We start from the raw sequence: 18,696 nt of genomic DNA, 5'->3' as shown, positions 1-18,696 counted from the left end.
AAAGGAAGAAAAGATATGCAGAGGTATAAGGTGAAGGGTAAAAGGTATATAGCGTTGAAAATCAAGAATGGGAAGGGGTTAATTTATGCCTTGGTTGCTGTTTTTGCGTGTTTGCTTTTAAGTTGTAATTTTTCTTTGGCGGCGACGAATGAGGCAAAGCATTATAGTGAGTTGGAGTTGCCAGCGCTACCTGAGATTAAGATACCGAAATATGAGCGGTTTGTTCTTCAAAATGGCTTGGTTGTCTATTTGATGGAGGATCATGAATTGCCGTTGGTGAATGGTACGGCGTTTGTGCGGACAGGAAATCGCTTGGAACCAATGGAGAAGGTTGGTTTAGCTGGTTTTACAGGCGGGGTAATGCGAACTGGGGGAACTAAGCAGCATTCGGCTGATGAACTCAATGAGATGTTGGAACAACGAGCGGCATCTGTAGAAGCTAGTATTGGTGAAGGTTCTGGTGGTGCTAGCTTTGATGCATTGAGTGAAGATTTAGAAACGGTGTTTGGGCTGTTTGCCGAAGTGCTGCGATCGCCAGTATTTGCTCAAGAAAAGCTAGACTTGGCGAAAACTCAAGCCAAAGGTGGTATTGCCCGTCGTAATGACAATCCAGATGGCATTGCTAGTCGAGAATTTAAGAAATTGCTCTATGGGAAAGATAGTCCATACTCTCGCACGATAGAGTATGCAACGGTAGATCGGGTTGAGCGTGAGGATTTGATCAACTTTTATCAGCAATATTTCCACCCCAATAATATAATTTTGGGGATTGTGGGCGATTTTGACTCTCAGAAAATGCGATCGCTCATTCAAGCTAAGTTTGGCGATTGGAACCGCAACCCAGGTATTGCTAAACCTAAATTACCATCGGTTTCGGCAGCTAATACAGGTGGAGTGTTTTTTGTCAATCAACCACAACTAACTCAAAGTAGCGTGCTTCTCGGCCATTTAGGCGGACGGTTTGACAGTCCTGATTATGCCACGCTGGATGTATTGAATGGGGTGTTAAATGGATTTGGCGGACGCTTATTTAATGAAGTGCGATCGCGTCAAGGTTTAGCATACTCTGTATATGGCCAGTGGAGTCCCCGTTACGATTATCCTGGCATATTCATCGCTGGTGGACAAACGCGATCGGACGCTACTGTGCAGTTTGTCAAAGCCTTACAAGCTGAAATCAAGCGTACCCAAACTCAAAGAGTGACAGCAAAAGAACTGGCTTTTGCGAAAGAATCTACACTTAACTCCTTTGTATTCAACTTTCAAGATCCCAGCCAAACCTTATCAAGGTTGATGCGATACGAATATTACGGCTATCCGGCTGATTTTCTCTTTCGCTATCAAAAAGCCGTCGCCGCCACTACAGCTGCTGATGTGCAACGGGTAGCACGAGAATACCTCAAGCCAGAAAAGATCGTGACTCTCGTAGTTGGCAATCAAGCCGCCATTCAACCGCCATTGACGCAGCTAGCAACAAAGGTGACACAAATAGATGTAACGATTCCTGGTTCGCAACCACAGACGAAGAATTAATCCAAATTGCGATCGCAACGATAAGTAGAGACGCGATAAATCGCGTCTTCAGTCAAATCAGATAATTTGCTTCTTTATCGGGAAATGACTGAAGACAAATTGTAGTAACCAGTAGAAACTAAATCAGGAACCAAAACCTCTGGAATTCCCAGAGGTTTTTTTCTTTAAACTATAGTGATGTCAATACGGTTCGGTTAAGGTTATTTGATAAAAAATATAGATCCCCAAGACGCGATAAATCGCCGTCTTTACAATAATGAGTTCTTCGTAGAGACGGCGATTTATCGCGTCTCTTGCCTTAACCGAACAGCATTGATAGTCATGTCGCAGTGAATTAATCAACTAGAGTAAGCTAAATTTAGGTATAAGCTACTGGGAGTGGAAATGATGTTGTTGGAATTAAAGCGCATTCATGTTCCACCAGGACAAAGAGTGTTACTACGAGATGTAACCTGGCAGGAATTGGAAACAATTCTAGAGGATTTAGGGGAACACCGTGCAGCACGAATTGCTTATGACAGGGGAATATTGGAGATTATGGCCCCACTGCCAGAACATGAAGACGATAAAGAAATTATTAGCGATTTAGTCAAATCGCTTCTGGAAGAATTAGATATTGAGTTTAGATGTCTTGGTTCTACCACTTTCAAAAATCAAGCAATGGCTCAAGGTATAGAACCTGAACAGTGTTTCTATATAAAAAATGAATCTGAGATTCGCGGTAAGAGGCGACTGGATTTAGAAGTAGATCCTCCTCCGGATTTAGCTTTAGAAATTGATATTACTTCTCGCACTCATCCTAATATTTATGAAGCTTTAAAAGTACCTGAGCTTTGGCGTTTTAATAAAGGAAAGCTCCAAATTAATGTTCTGCAAGATGGGCATTATGTAGAGTCTCAGCAAAGCCTAAATTTTCCTCAATTTAACCTAGTTGAGGCGATTCCCCAATATCTCAAGCAAAGTACAACAGCAGGCAGAAATTCAACGCTCAAAGCTTTTCGTCTTTGGATACAAACGCAGATAAAATAATTCGTAATTCGTAATAGTAATTCGTAATAGATCCTCCGGCACGCTCCGCGAACGTAATTCGTAATTTGTAATTCTGGGTACTGAGCCGCCTAATTTCAGTCCTATTTTGGTAGGGAACCAGGATGAACAGCGGCCAAAGCCGCTTATCCTGTCTCCCGTAATCGTCTCAGGTTATCAAATACCAGGTTACTTAGTAATGATTGAGGTTAATGCCAGCTTCTTTTGCCATTGCGTCTAACCCTTTAATTTGTAAGGTTTTAATTGCTTTGGTTGACAGCTTTAATTTTACCCAGCGATTTCCGCCTGCCCACCAAATACGCTTGCTTTGCAGATTGGCGTGTTGAAGGCGTTTTGTACGACGGTGGGAGTGGGAAACAGCAAAGGCGTTATTTGCCTTCTTACCAGTTAGTTCACAGCGACGAGACATAGCAACTATCTCCAGATTGTTATTTTAATACAGCCTTTCCATTCTATGCCTTAGACAACAGAAGTGGCGAAGGCAGTGGGGAGAAGAGGCAGGCAGGAGGGAGGGGGGACAAGGGAGATGAGGGGGAATTATTTAACAAGTTTCTTCCCCAATGCCCAATGCCCAATTCCCAATGCCCAATGCCCAATGCCCAATTCCCAATTATTTACTAGCTTGTTCCGTCAGCTTAGTAAGTACCTCATTCGATCGCTCGACGAAGGATTTCATTCCCTCAGCGTCAAAGCCTTTCTGAGACATCAGCGCTAAATCGTAGACGTGTTGGCAAATCAAGTTCACTAACTGATCGGTAGATGATTGTCCGTCACCTTGGATAATACTACCTTGGTTCAGATTTGCCAGATTTTGAATTAGCGGATGAGCAGTATTCACCAGCAGAATGTGATCTTCGGGAAACTCTGCTGTTCCTTGCTGCATCATGGCGTTCATTTCTCGCAGGCGGCGGAGAATCTCTGGTAAAAGCACGATCGCAGGTGGTGTACCTTGAGGATCGTCTGATTTCAACGCTTCGGTACGAATGTTGAGTTTGGGTTTGTTGAGCGATTTCTCAAATAACTCTTTAATCGTCTCACTGCGGGTTTTATTCGTCTTCGGATCGACAATTTCCTTATCTTTGTCTTGTTCCAGCAGAGTATTATCTAAATCTGAGTCTACCCGCGTAAACTTGACATCCTGATATTCCCGCTCTAGAAAGTTGATAAAGTGGGTGTCGATGAAGGAGTCCATAAATAGGACTTCCAATCCTTGATTTTTGTGCAGTTCTATGTATGTAGATTGGGTTGTTTCATCGGTGCTGTAGAAAACCCGGTTTTCGTTGCGTTCTTTGTTGCGTTCTAAATACTCTTTCAGTGTGGTGTAAGGAGCGGTGAGGGTTGAGTTTTCAGCACTGGGTGAAGGAGTGACATCTTGCCAAGCATCCCCGTCTGAAGACTGGACTTCAACCACTGGAGTTTCAACAGCAGCAGCTTTTTCTGTCAGCTTGGCGGTGGTGCGGAAAACGATGATATCTTCGATTTGTTTTTTGAATTTATCGTCGTTGAGAACGCCGAATTTTACAAAAGTACCGAGATCCTTCCAAGCACTGATGTATTGTTCACGATTATCGCGGAAAAGTTCTTTGAGGCGATCGCCTACTTTTTTGGCAATGTAGTCACCAATTCGCTTCACGGTGCGATCGCCTTGCAAGGCACTCCGCGATACGTTTAGCGGAATATCACTACTATCAATTACACCCCGCATCGGCATCAAAAATTGCGGGATAATTTCTTCGCAATTGTCGCTAACAAAAACTTGATTGCAAAATAGCTTGATTTGTCCTTTGGTAACATCTACATCCGGCCTCATCTTGGGGAAATACATAATCCCGTTAATGATAAAGGGATAGTCAGTATTTAGATGCACCCACAACAAAGGTTCTTCCTGAAAAGGATACAGGTAGCGGTAAAACTCTAAATAATCTTCTTGACTGAGATTACTTGGAGAGTCTCGCCACGGCGCTTTTTGCTTATTTAATACCTCACCACCCAGTTTTATTGGTACTGGCAAGAAGTCGCAGTAAGTCTTGACAAGATTCTTAATCCGTGCTTCTTCTAGAAATTCTTCCTCTTCTCCTTGGAGGCTGAGAGTAATAGTTGTGCCGCGAGTTGTTCGGGACGAATCTTCTAGGGTGAAAGCTGGGGAACCATCACAAGTCCAGTGAACTGCCTGTGCGCCTTCTTGATAGGATAGAGTATCAATTTCTACCTTTTGCGCCACCATGAAGGAAGAGTAGAAACCAAGACCGAAGTGCCCGATTATGGGTTGATCTGATTTGCCTTCATATTTATGAATAAATTCTTCAGCACTAGAGAAGGCAACCTGATTGATATATTTCTTAACTTCATCTACCGTCATCCCGATACCATTATCGGAGATTGATAGGGTTTTGTTATCTTTGTCAATGGCAAGTTCAATTTCCGGTTCGCCGATTTCTCCAGCGTAGTCTCCGGCGCGGGATACCATTTTCAGCTTTTGGATGGCATCTACAGCGTTGGATACCAGTTCCCGCAAGAAGATTTGGTGATCTGAGTAGAGGGACTTCTTAATGATCGGGAAAATATTATCAGTATGAATACTGATAGTGCCTTGTTCTAGCATAATTGGTAATTTTCGATGTTAGTATCTGAAATGATGATAGCGGCTAATACAATCTATCCGTCCGCTTTCCAGGATAAACCCGGAGAACACAGAAGGGCATGATACCAATTAGGATTTTAAAAGCATAGCTCAGGCAATCGCACCTTTTTTGAGGATTGTTTGCCCCCATTTTCTGATTCGGATTTCCCTACTCCCGATTTTGAAGGCAGGTTAATTAGGCTAGTTGAGACTGTCGTCTAAGTATTGTAGGGTGTGTTAGAACGAAGTTCGTAACGCACCATTGTCAAGGATTTGGCGCGTTACGCTGTCGCTAACGCACCCTACGTATCTGTTCAAAAATCAAATATTATTCGTATAGTTAAGACTACTGTCTAAGTATTATTAGTTTTTTCCAAGACCAAAAAATAGTGATACGGATAAGTAGGATCGATAAATTCTTGCTTTACAATTAAGCCAGCATTAGCAACAGAGTTTAAAATCCGCTCTTTGGGATATCCTTTCAAACCCATTTCCCAGTAATGCTCGTCACATACTGGCGTTGTACTCCAGAATTTTGGCACATTGAATAACAAATGCCTTGGTCTACCTGAGAAAGAGGTTTTAATCTGAAATGACAAGTATTGAGTGCAATAAGGAATCGAAATCACCAAAAATTTCTTTGTTGCTTCTGCGAGTTTTTTCAGCGCTTCTTCTGACTGTTCGTAAGGAAAATGTTCCAGCACTTGAAAAAGGGCGATCGCATCAAATTTATCTTTCGGTAATGTAAAATCTGTAGTCAAATCCAAAATTATTTCTGGCTTGAGGTTGGGATCGACATCGGCAGTAGTGACGTTGTATCCATTGTTCTTCAATATGTCTGTTAACAGAGAATTAAAAATCCCAATTTCCAGAACGTTTTTTACCTGATTACCCAGCGAAAAAATTAGACGCAACTGGTGGTGATAACTAATAAGCCGATTTTTTGATAAATATTCTGAATTTCTAATATCTAACGAAGTGATAAGTTGCATAAACAATGCCTACCTAATTTGATGCACTGACAAATATAGTGGGTATACAACTACAGGATTCCCCGAAAAACAGTGAAAATAACAGCACCTTATTTTCTATAATCTCCATTATTATGAGCAACATTGCAATATTTTTTACCTATGGTTAATAGTACTGACTTACTCGCAAAACTCTACAATGCCTTTAACCCCTTTGAACCCTTACCCGCAGGCGATCCAAAATATGTAGATTGTCAAGATGTGCGCGGAGATGCGGATATTGAGCAAGAGTTGGGAAATCGAATGCGATTAGCAGATACAAATACTTGTCAATTGTATTCTGGTCATCGGGGCGCGGGGAAGTCTACAGAATTACTTAGGTTAAAGAAATATTTAGAAAATCGGGAATTTTATGTGGTGTATTTTGCGGCTGATGAAGAAGATATCGATTCAGAAGATGCCCAATATACTGATATACTGCTAGCCTGTACCCGCCGTTTGCTCAAAGATTTAAAAGGAATTGCTAGTCCTCGTCCTATACTTAACTGGTTAAAAGATCGTTGGGAAGATTTAAAAGATTTGGCGCAGACTCCCATAGAATTTGAGAGTCTGGGAGTAGAAGCACAGCTAACTCAATTCGCTAAGTTGACCGCAAATTTAAGGGCTGTTCCTGAATTACGCCAGAAGATTCGCCAAAAAATCGATCCTTACACCGTCACTTTAATTCAGGTGTTAAATGAGTTTCTAGTGGATGCAAAACAGCACTTACCTAATGGCTACAAGAAACTGGCGGTAATTGTCGATAACTTAGACCGGATGGTGTTAGTTAAAGATGGAGAACGCACCAACTATGAAGAAGTCTTTTTAGACCGTAGCGAACAACTCCAAGCCTTAGATTGCCATTTGATTTACACTGTCCCCATTTCAATGGTCTATTCTACCAGGGCAACAGACCTCAGAGATATCTATGGCGACCCCCAAATTTTGCCGATGATTATGGTAAAAACTTTTGAGGGAGAGGTTTATCAGCCAGGACTCGAAAAAGTTAAGGAAGTAATTAAAAAACGAGTCCGGCAAATTGCACCCGAACTATCACTAGAAACGGAAATTTTCGACAGTCCCCAAACCTTAGACAGACTTTGTTTAATGAGTGGAGGTCATGTGAGGAATTTGCTATTGTTAACTCAAGATGCCATTGGACGTTCTGAAGATTTACCTGTTTCAGAAAAGGCGGTGCGACGTGCAATTACTCAAGCTAGAGATACTTATCGCCGCGCTGTGGAAAATCATCAATGGTGTCTGTTAGCGGAAGTGTCTTGTTCTAAGCGCATTATTAATGATGACTTGTATCGGAGTTTGATGTATAATCGCTGTCTTTTAGAATACCGCTATTTGGATGATGATGGAGAAATGCAGCGTTGGTATGATATTCATCCATTGATTCAAGGAATTCCAGAATTTAAAGAAGCCGTAGCGAAACTTTCATGAACCCAAATTTAAGTGATTGGGATGATGATTTACCCCTAGAACCAGAAGAAGCTTATCAAGACTTGCTTCGCGCACTGAAGCGAAAATCAGGATTTGGTTTATTTTTTGTCCAATGTACACCTGTGGAAGCAGACAAGTTTATTGTCAAACTTCCCCAGGAGATTCGGCAGAAAAAGGTTGAAGTTTTACGCTTTGTCGAGTCGATTGATAATTTATATCAGCCAGTCGCAGACTTTGTTAAAGACAAGCAAATTGATATTTTATTAATTAAAGGTCTGGAATATTCTTTATATAAATATGAAAAAAGAAGTTTTGGGGAAATTACAGAAGGACAATTTAGCAATTTAACTAGTGTTCCGCATATTTTAAATCATTTAAACCAACAGCGAGAACGCTTTAGAGATGATTTCCCAATTACCTTTGTTTTTCTTTTGCGTTCATTTTCGATAAACTATTTTATTCATCGCGCCCCAGATTTTTTTGATTGGCGTTCTGGCGTGTTTGAATTACCGACTACACCCGAAGTGGTAGAACAAGAATCAAATCGTCTGCTGTTGGAAGGAGACTATGAGAAATATTTGAAACTCACTGCTGAACAAAAAATTGAAAAAGTTATAGAAATTCAAGACTTACTGACCGAAAAACATCAGCCAGATAATCAGAAGCCACGTTTACTATTTGAACTAGGAAATTTATTATCTACTACTAATGAATACGAAGCAGCGATCGCATCCTACGACCAAGCACTGAAATTTCAACCAGATGACCACGTAGCTTGGAACAATCGCGGCAATGCGCTAGGCGATTTAGGACGCTATGAAGAAGCGATCGCATCCTACGACCAAGCACTGAATTTTAAACCAGATTACCACCAAGCTTGGTACAATCGGGGCTATGCGCTAGGCAAATTAGTCCGCAATGAAGAAGCGATCGCATCTTACGACCAAGCACTGAATTTTAAACCAGATTACCACCAAGCTTGGTACAATCGGGGCTATGCGCTAGGTAAATTAGTCCGCAATGAAGAAGCGCTCGCATCCTACGACCAAGCACTGAAATTTCAACCAGATGACCACCAAGCTTGGAAGAATCGCGGCATTGCGCTACATGATTTAGGACGGAATGAAGAAGCGCTCGCATCCTACGACCAAGCACTGAAATTTCAACCAGATGACCACCAAGCTTGGGACATTCGCGGCATTGCGCTAGGTAAATTAGTCCGCAATGAAGAAGCGATCGCATCCTATGACCAAGCACTGAAATTTCAACCCGATAATCATAACGCTTGGTACAACAAGGCTTGCTGTTATGCTTCACAGAACAATGTCGAATTAGCACTTGAAAATCTACAGGAGGCTATCAACATAAATCCTGACGAATATCGTGAGATGGCAAAAACTGACTCAGATTTTGATAGTATTCGAGAAGATAAACGCTTTCAAGCTTTAATTCAATAACCGCTATAAACACTAAATTAATGCAGCGATTAATTTAGCGATCGCACATACATATAGTAATCATAAATCATTTGTGGAAAGTTAGATCCCCGACTTCTTAAAGAAGTCGGGGATCTGAACACCTAGCGATTGCTCTTTACTGCTTCTGCGATCGCACAGCATTTCGTAGAGAATAAAAAAATAAACCCACATCTGTGGGTTTTGTCTGCGTAACTACAAATTCTAATCGCCTTCTACAACTACGTAGCAATCTGTGGTACTGACACCTTCACCGGCACTTTTTTACTAAAAGACAAACCATTCTCATTTTTGTCAATGATAATCGTGTCTCCAGAGATAAAAGTATTCTCCAATAACTTGGTGGCGAGGGGGTTTTCTACTTCTCGCTGAATTGCGCGTTTGAGTGGACGCGCACCATAAACTGGGTCATAGCCTGATTCAACAAGGTGATCGCAGGCTGCTTGGGAAATCTCAAAGAAGATTTTTTGCTCACGCAGAAGATTTTCTACTCGCTTGAGTTGAATACGGATGATATGCCGCAGTTCCGTGCGGCTGAGGGCATGGAAGAGAATAATATCATCAAGGCGGTTGAGAAATTCGGGGCGGAAATGCGATCGCAACGCTTCCATTACCCTAACCCGCATGGTTTCATATTTGGAATCATCACCAGATACATCTAAGATATATTCGCTACCAATGTTACTGGTCATAACGATAACGGTGTTGCGAAAATCAGCTGTACGCCCTAGTCCGTCAGTAATGCGACCATCATCCAACATTTGCAGAAATATGTTAAACACATCTGGGTGAGCTTTTTCAACTTCGTCTAACAAAATTACTGAGTAAGGTCTGCGGCGAACAGCCTCAGTGAGTTGTCCTCCTCTTTCAGAGTCTACATAGCCTGGAGGAGAACCAACTATTCGCATAACAGAATTTTTTTCCATATATTCCGACATGTCAAGCCGGATTATGGCATCATCAGAATCAAAGAGAAACTGAGCTAAAGCAGCAGCAAGTTCGGTTTTACCCACACCTGTAGGGCCCATGAACAAAAATGAACCAATGGGACGAGAGGGGTCTTTCATCCCCGCACGGGCGCGGCGAATGGCGGCTGATACTGCTTCTACAGCCTCTTCTTGCCCTATGACTCGTTGATGCAAATGACTTTCTAGTTGCAGTAATTTTTGCCGTTCTGATTCCAACAAGCGATTGACGGGGATTCCTGTCCACTTGGCGACGATTTCCGCAATATCAGCTTCGGTAACTTGTTCTCGCAGCAACGTCGAACCTTGATTTTGAATTTCTAAAAGGCTGGCTTCTTTGGCTTCGCGTTCGTGCTGTACTCCTTCCAATTTGCCATACTTTAGTTGAGCAGCTTTATTCAGATCGTAAGCACGTTCCGCCTGTTCAATTTGCACTCGCAGCGCATCTTCTTCTTTCTTTAAGGCACTTATCGCCTCCAATATCTGCTTTTCACCTTGCCATTGCTCATTAAATATTTGCTGTTTTTCGGTCAAATTGGCAATTTCTTGCTCAATTCGCTGCAAACGTTCTTTAGTTTGCGGAGTCCCCTTTTCTTCGCCAGCTAATGATAGCTTTTCCATTTCTAACTGCATGAGGCGGCGATCGATGGTTTCCAATTCGGCTGGTTTGGAGGTAATCTCCATTTTCAACTGTGCGGCTGCTTCATCTACCAAATCGATGGCTTTATCTGGTAAGAAGCGATCGCTAATATAACGCGCTGACAGTGTTGCTGCTGCTACCAAAGCCGAATCAGAAATTTTGACATTGTGATGCACTTCATAGCGTTCTTTCAATCCCCGCAGAATGGAAATAGTATTTTCCACACTTGGCTGATCGACAAATACTTGCTGAAAGCGGCGTTCTAAAGCAGCGTCTTTCTCAATGTGTTTGCGGAACTCGTCGAGGGTAGTTGCACCAATACAACGCAGTTCTCCCCGCGCCAGCATTGGTTTGAGCAGATTTCCGGCATCCATTGCTCCTTGTTGACTGGAACCTGTACCGACTACGGTATGTAGTTCGTCAATAAATAGGACAATTTGCCCGTTAGAGTCCATAACTTCTTTGAGGACAGCTTTCAGACGTTCTTCAAATTCTCCTCGCAATTTTGCCCCAGCAATCAAACTACCGATGTCTAAAGAGATGAGTTGACGGTTTTTCAGAGATTCGGGAACGTCACCGTTTACCATCCGTTGTGCCAAAGCTTCGGCGATCGCAGTTTTACCTACTCCAGGTTCACCAATTAATACGGGGTTATTTTTGCTCCGACGAGACAATACTTGAATTACCCGCCGAATTTCGTCATCTCGCCCAATTACCGGATCGAGTTTTCCAGCTTTTGCCTGTTCTGTCAAATCTCTGCCAAATTTTTGTAAGGCTTCATAGCGGGATTCTGGGGTTTGATCTGTCACCTTTTGGCTACCGCGAACGGCTTTGATAGTAGCTTCTAATTTGGCTGCATCCGCACTAAAGCTTTTGAGGATCTTTCGTCCAATGCGATCGTCTTCAGCAAAGGCTAAAAGTATGTGTTCTACAGAAATGTAGGAGTCTTTCATCCTGACTCTAGCTTCTTCGGCTCGGTCTAGTAAAACATCTAAACTGCGGCTAAGGTAAAGCTGATCGCTTTTACCAACTTTGGGTTGACGTTGGGTGAAGGCTTCTAGCTGCTGTTGGAAGCGGATTGGATCGACCTCAGATCGAGCTAGGATACGTATTGCTAAACTTGTAGGTTCTTCTAACAGGGCAATAATTAAATGTTCAACATCTAGTTGCTGTTGTTGATAAGCACGAACAATATCCTGAGATTTAACAATTGCTTCCCAGGCTTTATCAGTAAATTTATTTGGATCTGTAGGTTGCATCTTTAGAATTTTAGACTTTTGATTTTTAGTTTAGGGATTGGGGCTTGGGGCTTGAGTACTGGGGATTGGGGATTGGAAAGACTTTTACCTAGTCACTAATTTCTAGTCTCTAGTCCCCAGCCCCTAATTATCCAAACATTCTTAGCGTATATCCGCGTGTATCTCCGGTGGCAATTTAGGATTGGTAATTTTGTGATACTTTAATCTATTACCTATTTTCTAATTTAAAACTAAAATACTGTTCTGAACCGACTTTTCCAGATGGTGCTATTTTAGCGATGTCTATGACAGGCTACGCCTAGAGTCTTAGTGTTGCTAATACTGATAGGATTTACGCAAAGTAGATCCCCTAACCCGCCTAAAAAGGGTATGCAAAAACGGAAAAGTCTCGCACTCTCTTAAGCAGACGCACGAGACACCTGTCTGCGGGAAAATCAATCTACCCGCATTTGCTTCAACTTTTCAAGACATCGGTGGGTATTTTACTACAGCTTTATAAGAATTACTGACTCACAAGTTGCTCAAGTGATTCCTGTTTAGCTGCTGAACCTTGAGATCCCAGTTGAATCAGTTCAATTTTATACCCATCTGGATCTTCCACAAAAGCAATTACTGTCGAACCATGTTTCATCGGCCCTGGTTCGCGCACAATTTTACCGCCCTGATTGCGGATTTCCTCACAGGTAGCATAAATATCATCAACCCCAAGGGCAATGTGACCGTAACCATTACCCAATTCGTACTTTTCTACCCCCCAGTTGTAGGTTAGTTCAATCACTGCGTTGTCGCTTTCGTCACCATAGCCCACAAAAGCTAAGGTAAATTCTCCCCCTGGATAATCTTTTCGGCGGAGTAATTTCATACCTAGAAGTTCACAGTAAAACTTTAAGGATTCTTCAAGGTTGCCCACCCGCAGCATTGTGTGTAGTAATCGCATATTGACCTTTTCTCTGTAATTAATTTAGTGTTAATCCTCTGTCAACATTTTACCTAGCTGAAAGTTTCAGGTAGAAATGCCATCAGGGAAAGAATTAAATAAACATTCCCTTACCCATTTTTGGCTTGATCTCTATCCATACAATGGAAATCTTCTTTAATCTCAGCCAATAAAGTCTCTTAACAGCATAAGCTAGCGATTGGGTTAGGCAACTGGACTGAATGCATAACACACTCGAATAAAGGATAAAGAACAGATGAGTAAATTTCTAGACACTGCAATTGAAGCGATCGCAGCCCGTGAAATTCTTGATTCACGCGGTAGACCAACAATTGAAGCCGAAGTGCATTTAGCCAACGGTGTTGTCGGACTAGCGCAGGTTCCCAGTGGTGCTTCCACGGGCAGTTTTGAGGCTCACGAACTGCGTGATGGCGATAAAAGCCGTTATGGGGGCAAAGGCGTACTCAAGGCAGTACAAAACGTCAGAGAAGCACTTGCACCAAAATTACTAGGCTTGGATGCCCTCAACCAAGAACTCCTAGACCGGACAATGATCGCCATAGATGGTTCTCCTAACAAATCCAGTTTGGGGGCGAATGCGATTTTGGGGGTTTCCCTAGCGGCAGCTAAAGCAGGCGCTGAATCTCTAGATATTCCTCTATATCGCTATTTGGGTGGCCCTTTAGCGAATTTGCTCCCAGTGCCATTGATGAACGTGATTAACGGTGGCGCACACGCATCAAACAACGTGGATTTTCAAGAGTTTATGATTGTCCCAATTGGCGCAACTTCCTTTCGGGAAGCGTTGCGCTGGGGTGCAGAAGTATTTGCTACCCTCAGCCAAGTATTAGATGAAAAGGGTTTGCTTACTGGTGTAGGCGATGAAGGCGGCTTTGCCCCTAACCTAGAATCTAATCAGGTGGCTTTGGAATTGCTGGTTGCTGCCATTAAGAAAGCTGGTTACAAGCCAGGGGAAGAAGTAGCTTTGGCTTTGGATGTGGCGGCTAGCGAATTTTACAAGAATGGTCAATATGTTTACGATGGTAAACCTCATGCCCCGGCTGAGTTTATTGATTATTTAGGACAACTTGTTGACCAATATCCAATTGTGTCAATTGAGGATGGTTTACACGAGGAAGACTGGCAAAGTTGGCAATTGCTGACCCAGAAGTTAGGTTCGCGGGTGCAATTGGTAGGAGATGATTTATTTGTGACGAACGTTACTCGCTTACAAAGAGGTATCCAGGAAAAAGCCGCTAATGCGATTTTGATTAAACTCAATCAAATAGGTTCTCTTACCGAAACCTTAGAAACCATTGATTTGGCAACTCGCAACAGCATACGTTCAGTAATTAGCCATCGTTCTGGTGAAACCGAAGACACAACGATCGCTGATTTAGCTGTAGCAACCCGCGCCGGTCAAATTAAAACAGGTTCCCTCTGTCGCAGCGAACGTGTAGCAAAATATAACCGCTTACTGCGAATTGAAGATGAACTAGGCGATCGCGCCGTTTATGCTGGTGCTGTAGGTTTAGGGCCGAAGTAGGGAATTGCGAATTGGGCATGGGGCATTGGGAATTGGGAATTGAGGGCAGAATTCTTCCCACCTGATGCCCCATGCCCCATGCCCCATTAAGGATAGAAACCAAGTTTAGGTAATCCCAAAGTTTCATCCCAGCCCATCATCAGGTTTAGACATTGAATCGCTTGGCCCGCCTGCCCTTTAATTAGATTGTCAATTGCTGACATGACAATCACGCGACCTGTGCGCGGGTCAACTTCTACACCGATATAACAAAGATTGCTGCCGCTAGCCCATTTGGTTTGGGGGTAAATGCCGCTACCACAGACTTTTATCCAAGGAGAGTTGCGGTAGAAGGCTGAGAAAATTGTGATTAAGTCATCTCGCACTAGACCGGGATCGCTCAATGTTGCATAAACTGTTGCTAAAATCCCGCGTACCATTGGGATAAGGTGCGGTGTAAATTGAATCATGAGTTCGTGACCAGCTAAGTCACTGCAAATTTGCTCAATTTCTGGGGTGTGGCGGTGACGGCCGATATTGAAAGCTGCAATGGAATTATCTGCTTCAGCTAATAATAAGTTGGTTTGAGGTTGCCGTCCACCGCTAGATGTACCGGATTTGGCATCAATAATAGCTGTTTCTGGGACGATTAACCCTTGCTTTAATAGTGGCGAAAGTGCAAGGAGGCTAGCAGTGGGATAGGAACCAGGACAGCCAATGAGTTGAGCTTCGGCAATGCGATCGCGGTAAAGTTCTGGTAATCCATAAACTGCTGTAGCTGCAATGGTGCGATCGCTTCTCTCAATGCCATACCAATTTGTATAAGTTGTCAAATTACTAAACCGATAATCTGCACTCAAATCTAGTACTTTACATCCTTTTTCTAAAAGTTTAGGCGCGATTTGGCAAGCCAGACCGTTTGGTAAAGACAGGAAAACTACTTCACAACGGTGAGCAATTATTTCTGGTTCTACCGCTTCTATTAGCAGGTTAGTTGCATGAGCCAGATGTGGGTACAAATCCCCAAAGGATTTACCGATACTACTCTCACCGCCTAAATAAACCAGTTCAACTTCTGGATGATCCATCAGTAATCGTACTAACTGTACTCCGCCATAGCCCGACGCGCCAACAATCCCAACGGGTACGCGTCTAAATTTGCCCATGATCTGAAATCCTTATCCCATGAATAGTTAATTCGTTCTCAGCTATCAACAATATCAGCGACTAGACTCACAGCATACAAAACTTCTATTACCCCTCTACTTTTTTTGGACGGAAAGTAAGAGGACGCGATAAAGTTACAAAATATTCTATTTTTTCCGCTTAGGGCTTTCCAAGAAATAAATTACCCATTTTGTGGGATGGGCATCTTGCCCGTCCCCAATATTAGGACGGGCAAGATGCCCATCCCACAAGAAAATTTGGGATATTTTTTTATTTGGAAGTCCCTTATCCTATTCATCCTTGCCTGTCGCACTTTAAATCCCTACTTGGAATGGCAAAAATTCTTGCCGCGTTATCAAATCATTGCTAGTCTACTTCTCTGCCTTATAAAGGAGCTACAATCTAAAATAAGAAATTGTAAAAAAAATTTACGTTGGTAGCTGGAAATCTATCTGTGTCACAGCCTAATACTACCCAAGCTTTTAAATTTGATTCGATTGATGCCGCTTTAGCAGACCTAAAAGCTGGTCGTGTAATTGTAGTGGTAGATGATGAAAATAGAGAAAATGAAGGCGACTTAATTTGTGCTGCCCAATTTGCCACACCCGACACGATTAATTTCATGGCGGTGGAAGCTAGAGGGCTGATTTGTCTGGCAATGACAGGCGATCGCTTAGACGAGCTAGACTTACCTTTGATGGTAAGCAATATTACAGATACTAACCAAACTGCTTTCACTGTCAGTATTGATGCTGGCCCAGAATTGGGTGTCAGCACTGGCATCTCAGCCGAAGACCGCGCCCGCACTATCCAAGTTACTCTCAATCCAGCCACAAAACCTACAGATTTACGTCGTCCCGGTCATATTTTCCCCATTCGGGCAAAAGCTGGAGGCGTACTCAAACGCGCAGGACATACAGAAGCAGCTGTAGACTTATCTCGACTAGCAGGGCTATATCCATCTGGGGTAATTTGTGAAATTCAAAACCCCGATGGTTCAATGGCCCGGTTGCAGCAGTTAGTTGAATATGCCAAACGTCACAATTTAAAAATAATTAGTATTGCGGATTTAATCAGCTATCGCCTAAAGCACGATCGCTTAGTCTATCGTGAGGTAATCACCAAACTGCCTAGTCAATTCGGCCAGTTTGAAATTTACGCCTACCGCCATACTCTAGACAATACAGAACACGTTGCAATTGTCAAGGGCGATCCAGAAACCTTCAAAGATGAGCCAGTAATGGTACGGATGCACTCAGAATGCTTAACTGGTGACGCTTTGGGTTCTTTGCGCTGCGACTGTCGGATGCAGTTACAAGCTGCAATGAAAATGATTGAAGCTGCTGGTCAAGGTGTAGTTGTATACCTGCGTCAAGAAGGGCGGGGAATCGGCTTGATTAACAAGCTGAAAGCCTACTCATTGCAGGATATGGGACTGGATACAGTAGAAGCAAATGAGCGTTTAGGATTTCCTGCTGACTTGCGAGACTACGGGATGGGCGCACAAATGCTCATGGATTTGGGTATCAAAAAGATTCGTTTAATTACCAACAATCCCCGTAAAATTGCTGGAGTAAAGGGCTATGGATTGGAAGTAGTCGATCGCGTGCCATTGTTAATTGAGGCAAATGACTACAATTCATATTACCTGGCGACAAAAGCCAAAAAGCTCGGTCACATGCTGTTACAAACTTATCTGGTGACAGTAGCAATCCATTGGCAAGATGACCCAGATCCACTGACTGAACGTTATGAACGTTTAGAGAAACTGCGACATTTAGCCAAAAGTAACGATCTATTGTTGCAAGAAGAAGCGCGTCCGTTAGCGATCGCTATATTTGACGAGCCATCTTTAACAGTACACTTGGGTTTCGATCAAGCAAAAGTTGCTAGCTCTGATTGGTATCAACAAAGTGGTCATCCTTACATACACGCCATCTTCCAAATTTTGGATAACCTTGCAACCTTGCCATACATCCAAAAACTAGAATTTCTGATTTCTTCTGGTTGCGATCCCTTGAGTAATTTACAGGTGCAACTAGATAGACAGACATTCCCGCATGGTACATTGCCTTCATCAATTAGCGATCGCCTAGAAAAGCAGCAAATTTATAGCTTTAGCAAATAGCTAGATTGAACAAATTTTGTAGGGTGTGTTATCGCGTAGCATAACGCACCTTATTAATAAATTAATTATTTACTCTATAAATAGGTCTGACCTGACGATACTTATTAAGTAAGCTCAAAAATTTCTTACCATCAAAATTTATTGGGTCAACTTTTTTACCAGAACGGTCTACGAGATGATGGGTAGTAATTCGATAATCTGGGACTTGACTTTGAGCAATTAACCAAGCTAGAGAATGATATTGAGCTTCCGTGTAGCCGCTATGGGTTTGTTGGCTGCTACTGTCATAACTATCTGGCGGTGTTTCCAAAGAAACGTGATAAGCAAAATTATTTACAGACGCGGGCAAATTTGGATTAGTCTGAACAGTTTCCACTCCCTCAGAACCATCAAATACTGAGTTAGCCGCACCAAAAGCCCGCTTGTCTGGTGGTACTAGATAAACCACCGTTCCATCTAACTTGACTAAAGCGTGGTAACTTGCTTGCACACCTTCATCGGTATGGGCTACTTGAAAGAAATTAATGGCGCTGGAAGCAGAATAACCAGTTTCATGGAGGACGATAATCGGTTGATTATTGAGAGGCAAGCCGTTAACATCTTGGGCATAACGTTCTCCATAGTTACTTGGATCAACCGAAGCAACTTGATAATGTGGTCTATACTGTGCAAAAACTTGAGTAGTTACATATCTTGCTACAGGCTGCTTAGTCTTGACTGGGGACTTGAGAACACGTTGAGATTTCTTCTCTAACTCTTTCGCTGACTGGAATTGCGCCTGGGGATATTGACTCCAGGCTGTAACCTGTGGATTGGATATACGGGATATTGTCGGATTATTGTGTAATTTTGTCGCTCGTCCAATTAGCAGCACTACAATTAGAGCCATGAACATCAGCGAGATTAGTAGCACCCTAGTCGCCCAGTCTTGAAACCTCATT

The 18,696-nt window shown here is 42.7% G+C and carries 13 protein-coding genes; 6 read left to right on the top strand and 7 right to left on the bottom strand.

Annotated elements, in window-relative coordinates; all coding sequences use genetic code 11:
- The first annotated feature begins 15 nt into the window (after positions 1-15).
- Positions 16-1,533, top strand: coding sequence for a M16 family metallopeptidase (locus tag V7K98_RS09095; protein WP_335020906.1), 1,518 nt, complete (start codon positions 16-18; stop codon positions 1,531-1,533).
- 387 nt (positions 1,534-1,920) lie between these two features.
- The gene (locus V7K98_RS09090; protein WP_335021095.1) at positions 1,921-2,562 is read left to right on the top strand and encodes a Uma2 family endonuclease; all 642 of its coding nucleotides are present in this window, start codon (positions 1,921-1,923) and stop codon (positions 2,560-2,562) included.
- A 190-nt stretch (positions 2,563-2,752) separates the two neighbouring features.
- Here V7K98_RS09090 and rpmB read toward each other — a convergent pair whose 3' ends face one another.
- The 3 genes from rpmB to V7K98_RS09075 all read right to left on the bottom strand — a co-directional run bounded on the left by rpmB (position 2,753) and on the right by V7K98_RS09075 (position 6,192).
- Positions 2,753-2,989, bottom strand: a complete 237-nt coding sequence (rpmB, locus tag V7K98_RS09085; RefSeq protein ID WP_335020904.1) for a 50S ribosomal protein L28 — start codon at positions 2,987-2,989, stop codon at positions 2,753-2,755.
- A gap of 201 nt (positions 2,990-3,190) precedes the next feature.
- Positions 3,191-5,182 carry a molecular chaperone HtpG gene (htpG, locus tag V7K98_RS09080; protein WP_335020902.1) on the bottom strand — a complete coding sequence of 664 codons (1,992 nt, stop codon included), beginning with the start codon at positions 5,180-5,182 and terminating at the stop codon, positions 3,191-3,193.
- A gap of 371 nt (positions 5,183-5,553) precedes the next feature.
- Complete coding sequence (locus tag V7K98_RS09075; protein ID WP_335020900.1) at positions 5,554-6,192, bottom strand: class I SAM-dependent methyltransferase; 639 nt, start codon at positions 6,190-6,192, stop codon at positions 5,554-5,556.
- Between the two features lie 141 nt (positions 6,193-6,333).
- Here V7K98_RS09075 and V7K98_RS09070 point away from each other — a divergent pair, with 141 nt between their 5' ends.
- Both V7K98_RS09070 and V7K98_RS09065 read left to right on the top strand, forming a co-directional pair.
- Complete coding sequence (locus V7K98_RS09070) at positions 6,334-7,659, top strand: ATP-binding protein (protein ID WP_335020898.1); 1,326 nt, start codon at positions 6,334-6,336, stop codon at positions 7,657-7,659.
- Positions 7,656-9,116, top strand: coding sequence for a tetratricopeptide repeat protein (locus tag V7K98_RS09065; RefSeq protein ID WP_335020896.1), 1,461 nt, complete (start codon positions 7,656-7,658; stop codon positions 9,114-9,116). The genes V7K98_RS09070 and V7K98_RS09065 overlap by 4 nt, the downstream gene beginning before the upstream one ends.
- Positions 9,117-9,355: 239 nt before the next feature.
- On the opposite strand, the gene clpB is transcribed toward V7K98_RS09065, so the two are convergent.
- Positions 9,356-11,998: an ATP-dependent chaperone ClpB gene (gene clpB / locus V7K98_RS09060; protein WP_335020894.1), complete on the bottom strand. Its 2,643-nt coding sequence runs from the start codon at positions 11,996-11,998 to the stop codon at positions 9,356-9,358.
- 502 nt (positions 11,999-12,500) lie between these two features.
- On the bottom strand, positions 12,501-12,935 hold the full coding sequence (gloA, locus tag V7K98_RS09055; RefSeq protein ID WP_335020892.1) for a lactoylglutathione lyase: 435 nt from the start codon (positions 12,933-12,935) through the stop codon (positions 12,501-12,503).
- Between the two features lie 256 nt (positions 12,936-13,191).
- Here gloA and eno point away from each other — a divergent pair, with 256 nt between their 5' ends.
- Positions 13,192-14,481: a phosphopyruvate hydratase gene (gene eno, locus V7K98_RS09050; RefSeq protein WP_335020890.1), complete on the top strand. Its 1,290-nt coding sequence runs from the start codon at positions 13,192-13,194 to the stop codon at positions 14,479-14,481.
- Positions 14,482-14,567: 86 nt separating this feature from the next.
- On the opposite strand, the gene argC is transcribed toward eno, so the two are convergent.
- Positions 14,568-15,626, bottom strand: coding sequence for an N-acetyl-gamma-glutamyl-phosphate reductase (gene argC / locus V7K98_RS09045; protein WP_335020888.1), 1,059 nt, complete (start codon positions 15,624-15,626; stop codon positions 14,568-14,570).
- A 455-nt stretch (positions 15,627-16,081) separates the two neighbouring features.
- On the opposite strand from argC, the gene ribBA reads away from it, so the two are divergent.
- The gene (gene ribBA, locus V7K98_RS09040) at positions 16,082-17,755 is read left to right on the top strand and encodes a bifunctional 3,4-dihydroxy-2-butanone-4-phosphate synthase/GTP cyclohydrolase II (RefSeq protein WP_335020886.1); all 1,674 of its coding nucleotides are present in this window, start codon (positions 16,082-16,084) and stop codon (positions 17,753-17,755) included.
- 61 nt (positions 17,756-17,816) lie between these two features.
- Here the strand turns inward: ribBA and V7K98_RS09035 are convergent, their stop codons facing one another.
- Positions 17,817-18,695, bottom strand: coding sequence for an N-acetylmuramoyl-L-alanine amidase (locus V7K98_RS09035; protein WP_335020884.1), 879 nt, complete (start codon positions 18,693-18,695; stop codon positions 17,817-17,819).
- Position 18,696: the final 1 nt, after the last annotated feature.

The organism is Nostoc sp. (assembly GCF_036917435.1).
In the GTDB taxonomy this organism is placed as follows: Bacteria; Cyanobacteriota; Cyanobacteriia; order Cyanobacteriales; family Nostocaceae; genus Nostoc.
Note: the sequence above shows the minus strand (reverse complement) of the source record. Positions and strands in the feature narration are given on the sequence as shown.